Origin of the sequence: Peptoniphilus vaginalis, from assembly GCF_900176605.1 — a bacterium.
Classification (GTDB): Bacteria; Bacillota; Clostridia; order Tissierellales; family Peptoniphilaceae; genus Peptoniphilus_A; species Peptoniphilus_A vaginalis.
Genome location: NZ_FXLP01000002.1, coordinates 137,044 through 153,695 on the forward strand (window position 1 = coordinate 137,044; position 16,652 = coordinate 153,695).

The 16,652-nt window shown below is 34.3% G+C and carries 13 protein-coding genes and 1 tRNA gene; 12 read left to right on the forward strand and 2 right to left on the reverse strand.

All coding sequences use genetic code 11. The features are described from left to right. Window positions 1-60: 60 nt before the first annotated feature. A tRNA-Trp gene (locus tag CAN42_RS00675) sits at window positions 61-136 on the reverse strand. A gap of 144 nt (window positions 137-280) precedes the next feature. Between CAN42_RS00675 and CAN42_RS00680 the strand changes: the two genes are divergently transcribed. Together CAN42_RS00680 and CAN42_RS00685 are read left to right on the forward strand one after the other, a co-directional pair. Further along, the gene (locus CAN42_RS00680; RefSeq protein WP_062570936.1) at window positions 281-472 is read left to right on the forward strand and encodes a type II toxin-antitoxin system HicA family toxin; all 192 of its coding nucleotides are present in this window, start codon (window positions 281-283) and stop codon (window positions 470-472) included. 30 nt (window positions 473-502) lie between these two features. Next, the gene (locus CAN42_RS00685; protein WP_062570935.1) at window positions 503-904 is read left to right on the forward strand and encodes a type II toxin-antitoxin system HicB family antitoxin; all 402 of its coding nucleotides are present in this window, start codon (window positions 503-505) and stop codon (window positions 902-904) included. Between the two features lie 57 nt (window positions 905-961). Here CAN42_RS00685 and CAN42_RS00690 read toward each other — a convergent pair whose 3' ends face one another. Continuing rightward, window positions 962-1,894, reverse strand: coding sequence for an IS30 family transposase (locus CAN42_RS00690; protein WP_085875111.1), 933 nt, complete (start codon window positions 1,892-1,894; stop codon window positions 962-964). 406 nt (window positions 1,895-2,300) lie between these two features. On the opposite strand from CAN42_RS00690, the gene pheS reads away from it, so the two are divergent. The 10 genes from pheS to CAN42_RS00740 all read left to right on the forward strand — a co-directional run bounded on the left by pheS (window position 2,301) and on the right by CAN42_RS00740 (window position 16,398). After that, a complete protein-coding gene (gene pheS / locus CAN42_RS00695) occupies window positions 2,301-3,323 on the forward strand; it encodes a phenylalanine--tRNA ligase subunit alpha (RefSeq protein WP_085875112.1) in 1,023 nt (340 codons plus the stop codon). Between the two features lie 10 nt (window positions 3,324-3,333). Then, a complete protein-coding gene (gene pheT, locus CAN42_RS00700; protein WP_085875113.1) occupies window positions 3,334-5,709 on the forward strand; it encodes a phenylalanine--tRNA ligase subunit beta in 2,376 nt (791 codons plus the stop codon). A 10-nt stretch (window positions 5,710-5,719) separates the two neighbouring features. Next, a complete protein-coding gene (locus CAN42_RS00705; RefSeq protein ID WP_085875114.1) occupies window positions 5,720-6,271 on the forward strand; it encodes a cell division protein ZapA in 552 nt (183 codons plus the stop codon). Beyond that, on the forward strand, window positions 6,258-8,597 hold the full coding sequence (locus CAN42_RS00710; protein WP_085875115.1) for a U32 family peptidase: 2,340 nt from the start codon (window positions 6,258-6,260) through the stop codon (window positions 8,595-8,597). Before CAN42_RS00705 ends, CAN42_RS00710 begins: the two co-directional genes overlap by 14 nt. Next, window positions 8,590-10,965, forward strand: a complete 2,376-nt coding sequence (locus CAN42_RS00715; protein ID WP_085875116.1) for an endonuclease MutS2 — start codon at window positions 8,590-8,592, stop codon at window positions 10,963-10,965. Before CAN42_RS00710 ends, CAN42_RS00715 begins: the two co-directional genes overlap by 8 nt. Before the next feature lie 9 nt (window positions 10,966-10,974). Next, window positions 10,975-12,684, forward strand: coding sequence for an arginine--tRNA ligase (gene argS / locus CAN42_RS00720; protein WP_085875117.1), 1,710 nt, complete (start codon window positions 10,975-10,977; stop codon window positions 12,682-12,684). 4 nt (window positions 12,685-12,688) lie between these two features. After that, window positions 12,689-13,462, forward strand: a complete 774-nt coding sequence (locus CAN42_RS00725) for a hypothetical protein (protein ID WP_085875118.1) — start codon at window positions 12,689-12,691, stop codon at window positions 13,460-13,462. A gap of 189 nt (window positions 13,463-13,651) precedes the next feature. Next, complete coding sequence (locus tag CAN42_RS00730; RefSeq protein ID WP_085875119.1) at window positions 13,652-14,479, forward strand: exodeoxyribonuclease III; 828 nt, start codon at window positions 13,652-13,654, stop codon at window positions 14,477-14,479. Window positions 14,480-14,492: 13 nt separating this feature from the next. Beyond that, the gene (gene pgeF, locus CAN42_RS00735) at window positions 14,493-15,215 is read left to right on the forward strand and encodes a peptidoglycan editing factor PgeF (protein ID WP_085875120.1); all 723 of its coding nucleotides are present in this window, start codon (window positions 14,493-14,495) and stop codon (window positions 15,213-15,215) included. 79 nt (window positions 15,216-15,294) lie between these two features. After that, window positions 15,295-16,398 carry a tetratricopeptide repeat protein gene (locus tag CAN42_RS00740; protein WP_085875121.1) on the forward strand — a complete coding sequence of 368 codons (1,104 nt, stop codon included), beginning with the start codon at window positions 15,295-15,297 and terminating at the stop codon, window positions 16,396-16,398. The last annotated feature ends 254 nt before the right edge of the window (window positions 16,399-16,652 follow it).

The window sequence follows — 16,652 nt, forward strand, 5'->3', positions numbered from 1 at the left end:
AGATTGCTTTAAAATTATAAATGGAAATAAAAAAACTGACTGCATACGCAATCAGTATCTTGGCAGGGGTAGCAGGACTCGAACCCACGACACTTGGTTTTGGAGACCAATGTTCTACCAACTGAACTATACCCCTACAACAGATTACATAATACCAAATTTTTAATTGCTTGTAAAGAGAATATTATTTTTTGCAAAATTACATGTTATAAAAAATAACATAAACATTTACACGTGTGATTAATACGTGTATAATTATAAGCGTAAGGAGGAATTGTTTATGGCCAAAACAAAGCCTTACAGAAAAGTTGTCAAAATTCTAAAAGATAATGGTTGGGTTCACACGAGAACTGATGGCTCTCATGAAATTTATGTAAAAGATGGAAAAGCCTGCCCTGTAAAGTGCAGCAAGAAAGATATTCCATCAGGAACTTTAACGAGTATTGAAAGAATTACGGGGCTAAAATTTTAGCCCTGACAACTTCCATAGAGGAGTGATTTTATGAAAGATACCTATACATTTCCCTGTATTATAAAATTTGATGAAGAAGATAAGATTTATTATGTTAGATTTCCAGATATTGAAGAAGCTTTTACAGATGGAGATAGCTTAAAGGAAGCAGTGTATAATGCACAAGAAGTTTTAGGACTTGTTATTTATGAGAGAGAGAAGATGGGTAGAGAAATTCCTAAAACAACAGAGTCTATGATAAAGACTGGAGAGAATGAATCATTATCCTATATTTCTGTGTGGATGCCTCTAGTTAGAGACAGAATAGAGGAAAAATCTGTAAAAAAAACCTTGACCATACCCAAGTGGTTAAATGATCTTGCAGAAGAAAATAATGTAAATTTTTCACAACTTCTACAAGTAGCTATAAAAAAATATATTGGATTAAATTAAGAGTGGTTGAGCAATCACTCTTTTTTGTTTGATGAATTGCAAATAATATTGCGACACCTAAATTAAACTAAGTTCATGTAAAAATAATTCAAATGGAGTTTGATAATTTAGACATTTCCTAGGTCTGCTGTTAAGCTCCATTAAATTTTTAATAAGATCTTCTTCAGATATCTCTGCTAAATCTGTCTTTTTAGGATAATATTCTCTCAATAGACCATTTGAATTTTCATTACTTCCTCTTTGCCATGCTGAATATGGGTCAGCAAAGTAAAAGTCTATCCCAAGCTTTTCAACTTCATCATAGCAAGCAAATTCTTTTCCTCTATCTGATGTAAAACTTTTTAAGGCTTCTTTTGGAAGTGATTTAACAAGTTTATTGATTGCTTCAAACATTGAATCTTTGCTTCTATCTTTCATTGGTAATGCTATATAAAACCTTGTTTTTCTTTCAACAAATGTTGCTAAACACCCCTTGCTTTTTCCTCTAGAAGACACAACTGTATCAAGTTCCCAGTGTCCGAAGGAAACCCTATACTTTATGTTTTTTGGTCTTTTTCTTATAGATGTACCTATGTTAAATTTTCCTCTTGTTTCTTTGCTTTTTCTAGACTTACCTTTTCTTCTTAATCTTGAAATATCAAAATCTATTACTCCAGAATAAATCCAGTTATATATTGTTTTAAAGCTTAATATTCCTTTATAAAGGCAACCTACAATTTGCTCAGGTGACCATTTAGAATTAAGCTTTTCTTTGATATTTTCTAATATTTCATAAGTTACTTTAGTTTTTCTTCCTTTTAATGATGATTTAGATTCTTTATCTCTTTCTGCTAGGCCAGCTTCGTATTCAGTATCACATCTTTTAAGCTCTCTAGCTATTGTGGAATGATGACATCCTAAAATTTTCGCTATTCTTCTAGAAGAATAGCCCTCTTTGTTTAATACCTCTATCTTATTTCTTTCGTTTAGTGTAAGATGTTTATAGCTCATATTAACCTCCGTGTGTGTTTTTGTCGTTATTAACATTTTACACGAAGTTAGTATGAGTTTTTATTTTTTATTTGTGTCGCATTTAATTTTACAACTTATTGTTTGTAAACAAATTAATAAAACTAAAATATAAAATCAAAAAAAAGTGAAAATTTAATTTTATTTCTCATTTTAAAAATATAAAATCAAAAAAAGTGAAAAATTTGATTTTATTTCACAATAAAATTGATTTAATAAGAAATTGAATTGCCATTGTAAAAAGTGATGTAAGAATCAAAGCTTGAAAAAAATTTAAGATATAATTAAAAAAATGATTTAATAGGTGATAAAAAGGCGATATGCTTGATTTTGTTTAAAAATTTTTTGCAACTATGTTATAATTATATATTATGAATTGGAGGTCAACATGAAAGAAAAATTAATTGGAATCAAAGATGAATCCATGAAACTTTTAAATGAAGTTAAGACAATTAAAAATATAGATGAACTGAAAGTTAAGTACTTAGGTAAGAAGGGTGAGATTACTCAAATCCTAAAGGGTATGAAGGATCTTTCCAAGGAAGAAAGACCTATCATGGGTGCTCTTGTCAACGAAGTGCGTGAAGAGATTGAAAAGGCTCTTGAAGATAAAAAAACTGAGTTAAATGAAAAAATCTTGGAAAAGAAACTTCACGACGAGAGAATCGATGTTACTTTAAAGACTGATGAACTTGTTTTAGGTCATAGACATCCTCTAAAGAAGACTCTTGAAGATCTTGAAGACTTATTTACTCATATGGGCTTTACTGTTTACGATGGTCCAGAGATTGAAACTGTTGAAAACAACTTTGATCTTCTTAATGCTCCTAAGGACCACCCATCTAGAGATATGTCTGATACATTTTACTTTGATAAGAACACAATTCTTAGATCGCAAACATCTCCTGTCCAAATTAGGGCAATGAAGGAACATGGCGCTCCAATTCGCATGATATGTTCTGGTAGAGTTTTTAGGTCTGATGAAGTTGATGCAACTCACTCTCCAATGTTCCACCAACTTGAGGGACTTGTTGTTGATGAAAAGATTTCTGTTGCCAACTTAATTGACACCCTAAATTATTTTGTTAAGGCCTTCTTTGGTGAAGAAGTAAAGACAAGGTTTAGACCTCACTACTTCCCATTTACTGAGCCAAGTCTTGAAGTTGATACGACTTGTACTTCATGCGGCGGCAAAGGATGTGGTGCTTGTAATCACACTGGCTGGTCTATGGAACTTTTGGGTTGCGGAATGGTTCACCCAAATGTTCTTAGAAACTGTGGGATTGATCCCGAAAAGTATTCTGGTTTTGCCTTTGGTATGGGTATTGACAGAATTGCAATGGTTAGGTACAAGATTACAGATATTAGAATGATGTTTGAAAACAACAAGAAGTTCTTGGAACAATTTTAAGGAGATATAAATGTTATTACCGATTAAATGGCTTAAAGATTATGTTGATTTCGATTTTGATGTAAAAAAACTTGCGGATGGACTTTCTAATTCTGGTTCTCACGTTGAATCTATTATTATTCCATCTGAAGGCTTAGATAAAATTGTAGTTGGAAGGATAGAAAAAATTGAAAACCACCCAGATGCAGACAAGCTTGTTATTTGTTCTGTAAATGTTGGTGACGAAGTCCTTCAAATAGTTACTGGTGCTAAAAATGTTTTTGAGGGAGCTATTGTTCCTGTTGCCCTTCACGGCTCAACTGTGGCTGGTGGCATAAAAATTAAAAAGGGCAAGCTTCGTGGTGTTGAATCCAACGGTATGCTTTGCTCCCTAGAAGAACTTGGTTATGAAACTTCAGTTATCCCTAAGGAAGCTCGTGATGGAATTTTCATCTTCCCTGAAGGAACTGAAATAGGTGGCTCTGCCATGGAAGCTCTTTTCATGGACAATGAAATTCTTGAACTTGAAATCACACCAAATAGACCAGACTGTCTAAGCATTATGGGAATGGCTGTGGAGACTGCTGCATCCTTTGACTTAAAGACTAGACACAATGAAATAAAAATTGAAAATCAAGTTGATGATTTTTCTGATTTCTTTGACGATATTGAAATAGAAACAGAAAATTGCACAAGATATTATTCAAAGATACTTAAAAATATAAAAATTGGACCTTCTCCGTTATGGTTACAAGCCTACCTAATGCAAGCGGGAGTTAGACCAATTTCAAATATTGTTGACCTTACAAACTTTGTAATGCTTGAATATGGTCAACCTCTTCATGCTTTTGACCTAGACAGCCTTCACTCTAAGAAGATTGTCGTTAGGATGGCAAAAGATGGTGAAGAAACTGTTACTCTTGATGGAGAAACAAGAAAATTAGAGTCTGAGGATATTTTAATTACTGATGGTCGAGAAATCATTGGCCTTGCAGGAATTATGGGTGGACTTGATTCTGAAATCACTGACAAAACTGTAAATGTTTTATTAGAAGGAGCTAACTTCAACAAGGAAAATATTAGGAAGACTTCAAGAAGACTTAACCTAAGAAGTGAAGCATCTTCAAGATTTGAAAAGGGACTTGACCCTAATCTTGCTAAGGCCGCTGTTGACAGAGTTTGCCAACTTGCATCAGAGTTGGGGATTGCTGAAGTGGTAGATGGATCTAAGGACGTTGGAAACTTCTCTAAGGAAGAAAAAGAAATTAAACTTAGACATCAAAAACTTGTGGACCTAATTGGAGTTGACTTCACAATTGAAGAAGTTGCAAATATTTTAAATAGATTAGAAATTGAAACTGAAATTAAAGACGACTATCTTGTAGCAAAAATCCCAAGTGTAAGACTTGATCTTGACATAGAAGAAGACCTAATTGAAGAAGTTGCAAGAGTTTATGGTTACGATAAGATTGAACCTAAAAAACTTATGGGAACTTTGACAGTTGGTAGAAAACCTAGATTTAGAAATGTTGAAGACAGGATTAAAAATCTTTTAACTGGTCTTGGTTATTCTGAATTTATGACTTACTCCTTTGTGAGTCCATCTTCCTATAAAAAGGCAAATTATCAAGAAGATGAAAAAAATATTATAAGAATTTTAAATCCACTAGGAGAAGATTATTCAGTTATGAGGACAACTCTTGTGCCTTCAATGATTGATGCCCTTGCTAAAAACTATGCAAGGGGCAACGAAAATGTTGGTGGATTTGAAATTGGAAATACCTTCTTCCCAACAGAAGATGAACTTCCAAGTGAAAAGTTAAAATTAACTATGGGCTTCTATGACCTAGGCGACTTCTACTACCTAAAGGAATCAATCGAAAAAATCCTTTGGTTCTTGGGCATTAATAAGCTAGAAGTTAGGAGAAAAGAAGCAAGCTTCTTGCACCCAGGCAGGTCTGCAGAATTCCTATTAAATGGAGAAAGTCTTGGAGTATTTGGAGAAGTACATCCAAGGGTTCTTGAAAACTATGGCTTAAAGAAAAAAGCCTATGTTGCAGAACTTGACTTTGAAAAAATAGTAGAAAATACAATTGACAACTACACTTACAAGGACCTTCCTAAGTACCCAACAATGAAGAGGGACTTTGCCTTCATTATGGATAGGGACGTTGACTCAGTTGACCTTGAAAAAGTTGCGAAAAAATATGGTAAGGACCTTCTTGAATCCTTTAAGGTATTCGACATTTATGAAGGTGAAAATATAGAAGAAGGAAAGAAATCTGTTGCCTTCTCCCTATTATTTAGGGCGGCAGACAGGACTCTTGAAGAAAGCGAAGTTACAGAAATTTGTGAAAAAGTAGTTGCTGAGATTGAAAGTGAAATTAAAGCTAAACTAAGATCCTAAGGAGGCTATTATGTCCCATGCGAAGAGAATCGAAGTCAATATCGATGGCATGAAGTTTTATGTCATGGGTAATGACAACGAAAAGTATATTAAGGATCTTGCAGCTGACCTTGATGAAAAAATAAAGGAAACTGCGAGAACTAATTACAAATTGAATCAAGTACAAACTCTTGTCCTTTGTGCCCTCAATGTCTTAGATGACTTTGAAAAGATGAAGTCTGATAAGGACGACCTGGCAAGCACCAGCGATGACAAAAAGGAAATCGTGGAGAAGATGGAAGAAATCAAAGATTTGAAGAGGCAACTTTTGATTTTTGAAGAAGAAAACAAAAAGTCCAACAAGTCTTATAGGGACCTTCAGGAGAAAACTCTTGAACTAGAGGACAGAAACAGGAAACTAAACAGGGACCTTATGGATAAGAACCAGGCCCTAACAGAAGCTAAAGAAGAAATCAAAAAACTTGAGGAAAGCATCTCTAATCTTGAAGAAAAAAACAACTCTGCATCGAGAAGGATAATTGACCTATCGAGAGAATTGGAAAATATTTATGAAGAGAAATAAATATGAATTGTTAGCACCTGCAGGTGATATGGCAGCTCTTAAGGCTGCTGTGTCAGCAGGTGCTAATGCCATTTATTTGGGTTATGATGAATTCTCTGCCAGAGCCAAGGCCAAGAACTTCAACAAGGAAGAACTTGAAGAGGCAATTGAGTATGCTCACCTAAGAGGGGTGGAAATTTATGTAACTTTTAACATTTTAATTGCAGACTTCGAATTCAAGAGGGCAATGAAAAGTGTTAAGATGCTTTATGACATTGGAGTTGATGCTCTTATCCTTCAAGACATTGGGATTGCAGCAAAAATTAGGGAGGACTTTCCAGATTTTGAGCTCCACGCATCTACTCAAATGGCAGTAAACAATTACTACGGAGCAAAATTTTTAAAAGATATGGGTTTTTCAAGACTTGTACTTGCTCGTGAAACTCCTATTTTTGAAATTGAAAAAATAAAAGACTTAGACATTGATGTGGAGACCTTTATTCATGGGGCCCTTTGCGTTTCTTACTCTGGTCAGTGCCTAATGTCATCAATGATTGGGGGCAAGTCAGGTAACCGTGGCGAATGTGCCCAAGCTTGTAGAAGGTCTTATGAGATAATCGATTTTGATGGTAAAAAGCTAGCTAATAGACTTTACTATCTTTCTCCCAAGGACCTAAACACCCTTGGCGATGTGGCAAAAATTATAAAGGCAGGTGGCTATTCTCTTAAAATTGAAGGTAGGATGAAAAACCCTGAGTACGTCTACACAGTGGTTTCTTCTTATAAAAAATCCCTTGAAGGGAAACTACAAGAGGAGGATAAGGAAGATACTATCCAAGTATTCAACAGAGGTTTTACAAAGGGACTTTTTAACGGAGACTTTGGTAGGGACTTCACCTCCTATGACAGACCTGACAACAGGGGAATTGAAATTGGAAGAGTCTTAGAAGTTGGGAAAAATTTTGCAAAAATAATTTTTGACACAGACATCTTTGAAGGCGACGGACTAGAATTTAATTCTTCCAAGGGAAGATTTGGGATGAAGTCCAAAGAATTTTATAAGGCTGGACAAGTTTATCAAGTTGAACTATTTAAAAGACCTCTTGAAAATTCAAAAATTAACAGGACCTACTCAAAGAAACTTTACGAAAAAATTGACGAGAAAATAGATTCCTATGATTACAAGAGAAAAGTGGATGTGGACTTAAAGATTAAAATTGGCGAAAATCCAAAAATTTATCTTAAGTCATGTGACCTTGAAGGGTCTTACACTTTAGATAGGTTAGTTGAGCCAGCTAAGAAGGCTGGTCTTGAAAGAGAAAGAGTTATTGAAAATATTTCAAAAACTGGGGACAGTATTTTTGATGTTGAAAATATAAATTTGGACTTAGATGACAATGCCTTCCTTCCAATTTCATCTATCAATGAACTTAGAAGAGAAGGGTTAAAGATCTTAGAAGATAAAATTTTAAGTGAATCTATTGAAAGGGTTCAAGTCGAAAATAAATTACAAGTTCATGAGAGCAATAATAAAGGAGAAAAATATTTTATAAAAGTTTTCTTCAACAAGTTTAAAGATTTAGAGAAGGTAGACTTAAATAAAATCGACGAAATAATTATCAGAGCCAAGGACTTAGAAAAATTTAAAAAGTCCTACGGCGATAAAAATATTTCAATTTATTTGGATAAATTTTATTCCTACGACGAACTTGAAAGACTTAGAGCATACATTTTAAAAAACAAAAACCTTAAGGGACTTTGGATAAATAATATTTCAGAATACTACATCTTTAAAGATGACGGACTTGAACTCAACGCAGATATTGGACTAAATATCTTCAACAAAAATTCACTAGACTTCTTTAAGGACCTTGGATTTAAGTCGGCAACTTTATCGCCAGAGATGAATAGTGGACAAATTCAAAATATAATTAAGGGGCAAGACATGGAAGTCAATGTGATTTCTTATGGGAGGGTCCCAGTGATGACAATGAAGCACTGTCCTTACTCCATTGAAAAAAATTGCAAGGACGAAAGAAACTGCCCAAGCTGTAAGTCTAAGAACTACCTCTTAAGAGATGAAAAGTCAGTGGACTTTGAAGTTTTGAGGCAAAACACTTTTACAGAAATCTTTAACTCATATCCAATTTTATTAGACGGCTACGTGAACAAGCTAAAAGAAAATAAAATTAGCCTTATTTTCTTGGCAGATGAGTTTACTAATGAAGTCATAGACTTATACAAGAACTACAATGAAGAAGACTTTTATAAACTAAAAGAAAAACTAGAAGACAAGTACCAAGCGGTTACTAAGGGACATATAAATAGGGGGATTGTCAGTGGATAATTCTTTAAAGAGAGCATCAAAGACTTTGGAGTTTGACAAGGTCTTAGTTGAACTTAAAAAACTTGCCAGCGCAAGTATCACAAGTGAATATATTGACCAGGTTGAGATTTCTACCCAATACGAAGTTGTAAAAAATAGACTTAACGAAACTCATGAAGCCCTAAAATTAATTATTGCCAAGGGGGAGCCCCAATTATTTGGAATAGTTGACATTAGATCAATAATTAAGAGGACAGAAATAGGTGGAGGCTTAACAGCTTCTGGACTCTTACAAGTTTCTGACTTTTTAAGAGTTTCTCGTGGTCTAAAGACTTATCTCAAAAAGGATTCTTATAACAGCGACGAAGAAGTGAAGTTAGAATACATCGACAAGTTAATTAATGATCTTTACACAGACAAGAGCTTAGAAGATGAGATAAATTCAAAAATTATTTCTGAAGAAGAAATTGCTGACGATGCTTCTCGTGAACTTTTAAGAATTAGAAGGGGAATAGTGGCAAAGAAGGATTCCATTAAAACAAGACTAAATGGAATTTTATCTTCTCACGCAGACTTCTTGCAAGATGCCCTAGTTACTCTTCGTGATGGGAGGTATGTAGTTCCTGTTAAGATTGAAAATAAGTCCAGGGTCAAGGGACTTGTCCACGACATATCTGGTTCGGGACAGACTGCCTACATTGAACCCATGGCAGTTGTGGAAGCCAACAACGACTTAAAGGAATTATATATAAAAGAAAATTTAGAAATCGAAAAAATACTTAAAGAACTTTCAGAATTAGTTGGGGAAAGAAGCGAAGAAATAAAATCAAACCAAGAGAAATTAGTTGAGCTTGATTTTATCTTTGCCAAGGCAAGACTAGGATTAAATTATCGTGCCAATATGCCAAAGCTAAATCGTGAAGGCAGGATAAATTTAATAAAGGCCTATCACCCCTTCTTAGACAGAAAGCTTGCAGTGCCAATTGACATAAACTTGGGAATAGACTTCACATCACTTATTGTCACAGGACCAAACACAGGTGGCAAGACTGTAAGTATTAAGACAGTGGGACTCTTGACCTTGATGACACAATTTGGTCTCTTAATACCAGCTGATGAAGCATCTGAGATTGCAGTTTTTGAAAAAGTTTTTGCAGACATTGGCGATGAACAATCTATTGAGCAGTCTCTCTCAACTTTTTCATCTCATATGGTGAACATTGTCTACATCTTAAAAAATGTTACCCCGAACTCCCTGGTTCTCTTTGACGAACTTGGCGCAGGAACGGACCCAACAGAGGGTGCTGCTCTTGCAAGGTCCATTATGGACTTTATGTTGGAGAGAAAGATAAGATGCATCTCCACATCCCACTACAATCAATTAAAAATCTATGCACTTACAACTGATGGAGTTGCCAATGCCAGCATGGAATTTGATGTTGATAGTCTATCTCCAACTTATAGACTTTTAATTGGAGTCCCGGGCAAGTCCAATGCCTTTGAAATTTCTAGGAGGTTGGGCCTTCCTGATGAGATAATAGGAGAGGCAAAAAAACTCTTGAGTTCAGAAAATATTGAATTCGAAGACGTCCTTCAATCTATTGACGAGGACAGGACTAAGATTCGTGAGTATAGGGAAGAGCTTGAGAGAGAAAAAATTGATTTAGAAAAGGAAAACAAGAGGCTTCAATCAAAAATTAAAAAGCTAGAAGATCAAAAGGAAAAGATTTTAGAAAAATCACGTGAAGAAGCCAAGAGACTTTTATTAAATACTAAAGAAAATGTTGATATAATTCTATCTGAAATAAGCGAAGCCAGGGACAAGATAAGTTCTGAAAATTCTAAAAAAATTCAAGAGGCTCAAGACCTCTTGCGTGAAAGCATAAAAAATACCAGGGACAAATCAGAACTTGAAATCACAAGATCAGCCAACCCAATAAGAGAAATAAAAGTTGGCGACAAGGTGAGGACATCTCTTGGTAATCTTGCAACTGTCTTGGAGCTTCCAGACAAGAAGGGCAACGTCTTAGTCCAATCGGGCATAATGAAAATGAATATGCCAAAGGATTCTCTAACGAGGATTGATGTTCAAGAGGACACAACTAAGAATAACACTAGAAGCATTCTGAAGAATAAGGCCACAAATGTTAAGAGTGAAATTGACATTAGGGGCAAGAATTTTGAAGATGCAAAGGATATTGTTGATAAATATTTAGATGATGCCTATCTTTCTGGTTTAAAATCCGTTAGAATAATTCATGGAAAGGGCACAGGTGTCCTTAGACAAAAGTTAAGAGAACACTTTAGGAATGTTAAGATTATAAAGTCCTATAAAGATGCAGAATATAATGAGGGTGGCGACGGTGTAACTGTAGTTACCCTTAAGTAAGGAGTCAAGATGATAAATTTTAGAGAAGAAATAATAAAAATACTTGATGAAAAAATCGATGGCCTTGATGCCAAAGAAATCGACAAGATGATAGAAGTGCCACCAAACTATGAACTTGGTGACTTTGCTTTTCCGGTTTTTAGCCTAGCAAAGATTTACAGAAAAAATCCAGCTATGATTGCAGAAGAATTGGCAGGACAAATTGATTCAAAATATTTTGAAAAAGTTGAAAATAAAAATGCCTATCTAAACTTTTATATCAACAAAAGTATTTTGACAGAAGAAATTTTAAAGGAGACTGTAAACAAAAAAGAAGATTTCGGAAAGTCAGAAATAGGAAAGGGAAAAAATATTGTACTAGATTATTCTTCTACAAATATTGCTAAGCCTTTCCATATTGGTCACATAAGGTCAACAGTTATTGGAGATTCCCTTAAAAGAATTTTTAACTTCTTGGGCTATAAGACAGTGGCAGTAAATCATTTGGGAGATTATGGAACTCAATTCGGTATGCTAATCTATGCCTACAAGACATGGGGCAACAAAGAAGAAATTGAAAATGATCCGATCCCTGAACTTTTGAAACTTTATGTGAAAGTAAATGAAGTTGCAGAAAAGGATGCAGAAGTAAAAGAGGAATGTCGCTATTGGTTTAAGGAACTTGAAAATAAAAATGAAGAAGCTGTAAAAATTTGGAAGTGGTTTAGAGAAATTTCTCTAAAGGAATTCAACAGAGTTTATGACATGCTTGACATCCATTTTGATTCCTACAATGGGGAGTCCTTCTATTCTGATATGTTACCTGATGTAATAAAGGAAATTAGAGATAAAAACTTGCTAGAAGAATCTCAAGGTGCTGAAATTATCAATCTTGAAAAGTACGATCTTCCACCTGCAATTATTGTAAAATCTGATGGGACTTCAATCTATTTGACAAGAGACATCGCTGCTGCAAAATATAGAGAAGAGAACTACAAGCCAGACCAAATTATTTATGTTGTTGCAACACAACAATCTCTTCACTTTAAACAACTTCGTGCAGTTTTAAAGGAAATGGGAGAAGATTTTTGGGACAAGATAAATCACGTTGCCTTCGGTATGGTTTCTCTTGAAGATGGAACTCTTTCTACAAGAAGGGGTAAAGTTGTTTACCTTGAAGATGTGCTCAACAAGGCCACAGACAAGGTTCGTGAAATTCTCGATGCAAGAGAAGAAGAACAAGGTCAAAAAATCGAAAACAAGGAAGAGCTTGCACAAACTGTTGGTATTGGTGCAATTAAATTCCAAGAACTTTTCAATGGAAGGATCAAGGACTATACCTTTAATTGGGACAAGACACTTTCCTTTGAAGGTGAAACTGGACCTTATGTTCAATACGTTCACGCAAGAATTTGCTCTCTTCTTAAGAAGGGCGACTTCGATATAAATAATGAAATTGACCCAAGTCTACTTACAGAAGAAAGCGAAATAAATATTATTAGGAGCCTTTACAACTTCACTGACGTTGTTGTTGATGCTTGCGAAAAATATGAACCTTACTTCATCACAAGATACACAGTTGAACTTGCAAAGAACTTCAACAAGTTCTACAACCAAACTCAAATCTTAGTTGATGATGAAAAATTAAAAAATACAAGACTTATGCTTTGCTACGCAGTTAAGAATGTAATAGCAAGTGGACTTAACTTGCTTGGCATAAAAGCACCTGAAAAGATGTGATGTAATGAATTTTTTTGAAGACTTACAATTAGTTTATAAGAAGGCAGGCAAGGATACCCTTTTAAAAATAAAGAAGGCTCCTATATTTTTAGTTTTTCCTTTTATTTACGGGATAATTTATACTTTGGGATTTTTCTTTATTGGTAACTTTCTTGGTATGGTACTTGGAGGACTAATGGGATTTGTTGCACCGCTTTTGACGTCCTTAATCCTATCAAGCTACTTTTCTGTTTTAAGTGATTTGATTTACTACAATAGAATTAGCTTTAGAAATTTTTCAAAAACTTTTATGGAATACTTTGCATCAATTTATTCAGTGTTTTTTATCCTTATGATAATTTCATTTTTGATGCCAGCTCTAGGTGGTGTGATGGGAGCAACTACTCTTGTGGGAGCAGTAATCACTCTTGCTCTTAATCCAATTGCAGAGTCAATTTATATTAGGGGAGAGTATTACACTTCAGCCTACACTCACTCACTTGAGTTTATGAAGGAGAATTTCTTACTTTGGACTATACCATTTTTGATTTATCTTGGTATACTTCATCTCTTAGGATTTGATTTTGCCTTTATGATTACAGCGAATTCCATTGTAGATATTCCTCTTGGTCAAACGGTAATGACAGGTCTATCTTACTTAAACCCTCTTGATCCATACAATATTAAAATTTTACTTGCAAGCATCATCACAGGTGCCTATGCAATCTTTAGGGGCAACCTCTACAGGATATTAGTTGGATCAACTAGAAGAAAGAGAGCCTATATGGGCGAGTTATAAAATTTAAATCAAGACTTGACTTCGGCCAGGTCTTTTTTTATTGCAAACTTTATGGGATTTAATAAAGTTATAAGAAGTTATGTAATTATAAATTTAAACACAAATCTTGATAAATAAAATCAAATTAAGATTGAATGAGAAATTTCTATTTGATAGGATTGAAGTATAAAATAATATTGGAGGAATAAAATGAAAATAATTTCGTGGAATATAGATTCAATTAACGCAGCCCTAACAAGCGACTCAAATAGGGCACAGATGTCAAGAGAAGTTCTCGTAACAATACTAAGAGAAGATCCAGACATAATTGCAATTCAAGAGACAAAGCTTCCTAAGGGTGGACCAAGCAAAAAGCACAAGGAGATTTTGGCAGAAATGTTCGCTGACTATGATTATGTTTTTGTTTCATCACAAGAACCTGCTCGAAAGGGTTACGCTGGCAACATGGCATTCTTCAAGAAGGGATTCGAACCAGTGGTGACTTTTCCAAAGATTGATGCACCAGACACAATGGACTTTGAAGGAAGAATAATAACTTTAGAGTTTGACAACTTCTTCCTCACACAAGTCTACACACCAAATGCAGGTGGAGAATTAAAAAGACTTCCACTAAGACAGATTTGGGATGAAAAGTATGGCGAATACCTATCAAGACTTGATGAAATTAAACCTGTAATTGCAACAGGGGACTTCAACGTAGCTCACAAGGAGATCGACCTTGCAAACCCAGAGGGCAATAGGATGTCAGCAGGCTTCACTGATGAAGAAAGGCAAGGCTTCACAAACTTATTAGCCAGGGGCTTCACTGATACCTTTAGACACATCCACGGAAATGTAGAAGGAGTTTACACTTGGTGGGCACAAAGAGTTAAGACTTCGAAGAAAAACAACTCTGGCTGGAGAATCGACTACTTCATAGTTAGTGATAGGATAAAAGACCTTGTTGCAGAATCAAAAATGATTGACTCCGGGGAAAGACAAGACCACACACCAATTCTATTGGATATTAATTTATAAAAAGAGATTTAAAATGAAGTCAAAATTTTTAGAAGAAAATGGAATTGCAAACTTAATTAGTGGAATGGAGTATTCTCTTTCCTATGCAAAGGAGGGCGACAAGGTCAAAGACTATGTAGCTGATATGTTAAAGAGAATGGAAATCACACCAGATGAAATTTATTCTTGTATCCAAACTCACACAGATAAAATAGCATATTGTGATGGAGAAAATGGGAGCGACTTTGTCTATGGAAGGAACTTTCCGGACACCGATGGCCTCGTAACAGATAAGAAAAATCTTGCCCTCTTGTTAAAGTTTGCCGACTGCACTCCCATAGTTCTTTATGATAAAAAGAAAGAAATTCTTTCAATAGTTCACTCAGGTTGGAGGGGAGCGCAAAAGAAAATTCCTGCTAAAGCCTTAGAAAAAATGAAGAGAGAATTTGACTCAGACCCAAGGGATATTCTCGCCTACATTGGACCCAATATTGACATAGAAAATTATGAAGTTGGAGAAGAAGTTTATGAAGAGTTTAAAGACTTCGAGAATAGAGGAAAGTTCTTCGAAAAAATTGGAGGTACTTGGCATCTTTCTATGACAGAGGTTAATAAAGAAATTTTATTAGAGTCAGGAATAGATGAAGAAAACATAGAAAACTGCAGGGAATCAACTTACAAAAACCTAGACCTTCACTCTGCAAGAAGAGAAGGCAAGACCTATGGACTTAACTCCATGATAGTCATGATGAGATAAAATTGAAAATCTAATTTTAATCTGTTAGTATTTAAAATATTATTAGAAAACAAATGAGATTAGAAATAGAGGAAATTTAATGGAAAATCTTTTTAAAGAAGAAATTAATAAAAAATTAAAAAATTTAGTTTTTATAGACTTAAAAGAAGAATACCACTTGGAAGATGTTAATCTACCAGTGGGTTTTTCCTTGCCCATAAAGTTGGACTATCTTATAGAGGGAATAAAAGACAAGGAACTAGAAGAAGAGATTAATCTTGAAAAAATTGTGGAAGCCATGGTCTACCTACTTGGAATTGACAGCGAATTTAAATACTCAAGGGACTATAAGGAAATTTTAAAAAAATTAAAAATAGATTTAAAAAACTATGCTATGCACAAGGCCTATGTAAATCAAGAAGAAGATCCTTTAGACTCTTATATCTTTTTAAAGGGATATGAGGAAGCCGCTGGAGAAGACCCAGATATAATTTTTAAAGAGGCAAACATCTTAGAGGCACTTTACAATCAAATTCATGAAAAAGAATATGAAAAAAGTGAAAAACTCTTAAACATAATAATTAAAAAATACAACAAGGTCTTAAATTTAGATGAAACTTACTCACTTGCATACTACAGACTAGCTTACATTAACCTCGCCCTTGCCAAATATATAAAAGCCAATATGTACTTTGAAAAGTTTATTAACCTGTCAAGAGATGAAGAACTCAAAGACCAAGTGAGAAAAGAGTTAGAAATAATAAGGAACAATGTTAGTTTTGATTCAGCAAAAACTTATTTATCCTATGGAGACTATGACAAGGCAATAAACCAATTAGAAAGTATAAGTGAAGACTTTGATAAAGAAGAATCCTTCTATTATACTTACGCAATTTGTTACTACAACATAGGAGAATTAGATAAGGCTGAAGAGTATGGAAAGCTATCGGTGGAAAAGAAAACCACAGAAGAAAATATAAACTTGCTTGCAACAATCTATGCAGGAAGGCAAGAGTTCGAAAGATCAATTGAAATATTAGAACTTGGTCTAGAAGAGATAGAAGACTCCTATCCATTGAATTACAACATGGGAATAATTTATCTCAATATGAATGAAAAAGAAAAGGGGCTAGAATATTTAGAAAAAGCTAACAAGTTAAATCAGAATAAAGACCTGGAGAAATTTATAAAAAATTTAAAATAAATATTGACAGTCTATAGAATGAGATAGTAATATATAACAGTTGTCGAAAAAGGCAGCTGTTATTTTTTTAAAATTTTAAACAAAAACATTTAAAATAATAAAAAACAGTTGACAGATAAATTTCTAAATGCTAATATATAGAAGTTGTCACTTAAAGACAGCAAGAAAAACTACTGAGAAGTTAAGTAAAAACAAAATAAAAACTTTGTAAAAAATGCTTGACAAAGAAAAAATACGGTAGTATAATAAATAAG

Coding starts and splice junctions, on each gene's coding strand:
- CAN42_RS00680 (WP_062570936.1), top strand. CDS start 281: ATGGCCAAAACAAAGCCTTACAGAAAAGTTGTCAAAATTCTAAAAGAT.
- CAN42_RS00685 (WP_062570935.1), top strand. CDS start 503: ATGAAAGATACCTATACATTTCCCTGTATTATAAAATTTGATGAAGAA.
- CAN42_RS00690 (WP_085875111.1), bottom strand. CDS start 1,894: ATGAGCTATAAACATCTTACACTAAACGAAAGAAATAAGATAGAGGTA.
- pheS (WP_085875112.1), top strand. CDS start 2,301: ATGAAAGAAAAATTAATTGGAATCAAAGATGAATCCATGAAACTTTTA.
- pheT (WP_085875113.1), top strand. CDS start 3,334: ATGTTATTACCGATTAAATGGCTTAAAGATTATGTTGATTTCGATTTT.
- CAN42_RS00705 (WP_085875114.1), top strand. CDS start 5,720: ATGTCCCATGCGAAGAGAATCGAAGTCAATATCGATGGCATGAAGTTT.
- CAN42_RS00710 (WP_085875115.1), top strand. CDS start 6,258: ATGAAGAGAAATAAATATGAATTGTTAGCACCTGCAGGTGATATGGCA.
- argS (WP_085875117.1), top strand. CDS start 10,975: ATGATAAATTTTAGAGAAGAAATAATAAAAATACTTGATGAAAAAATC.
- CAN42_RS00725 (WP_085875118.1), top strand. CDS start 12,689: ATGAATTTTTTTGAAGACTTACAATTAGTTTATAAGAAGGCAGGCAAG.
- CAN42_RS00730 (WP_085875119.1), top strand. CDS start 13,652: ATGAAAATAATTTCGTGGAATATAGATTCAATTAACGCAGCCCTAACA.
- pgeF (WP_085875120.1), top strand. CDS start 14,493: ATGAAGTCAAAATTTTTAGAAGAAAATGGAATTGCAAACTTAATTAGT.
- CAN42_RS00740 (WP_085875121.1), top strand. CDS start 15,295: ATGGAAAATCTTTTTAAAGAAGAAATTAATAAAAAATTAAAAAATTTA.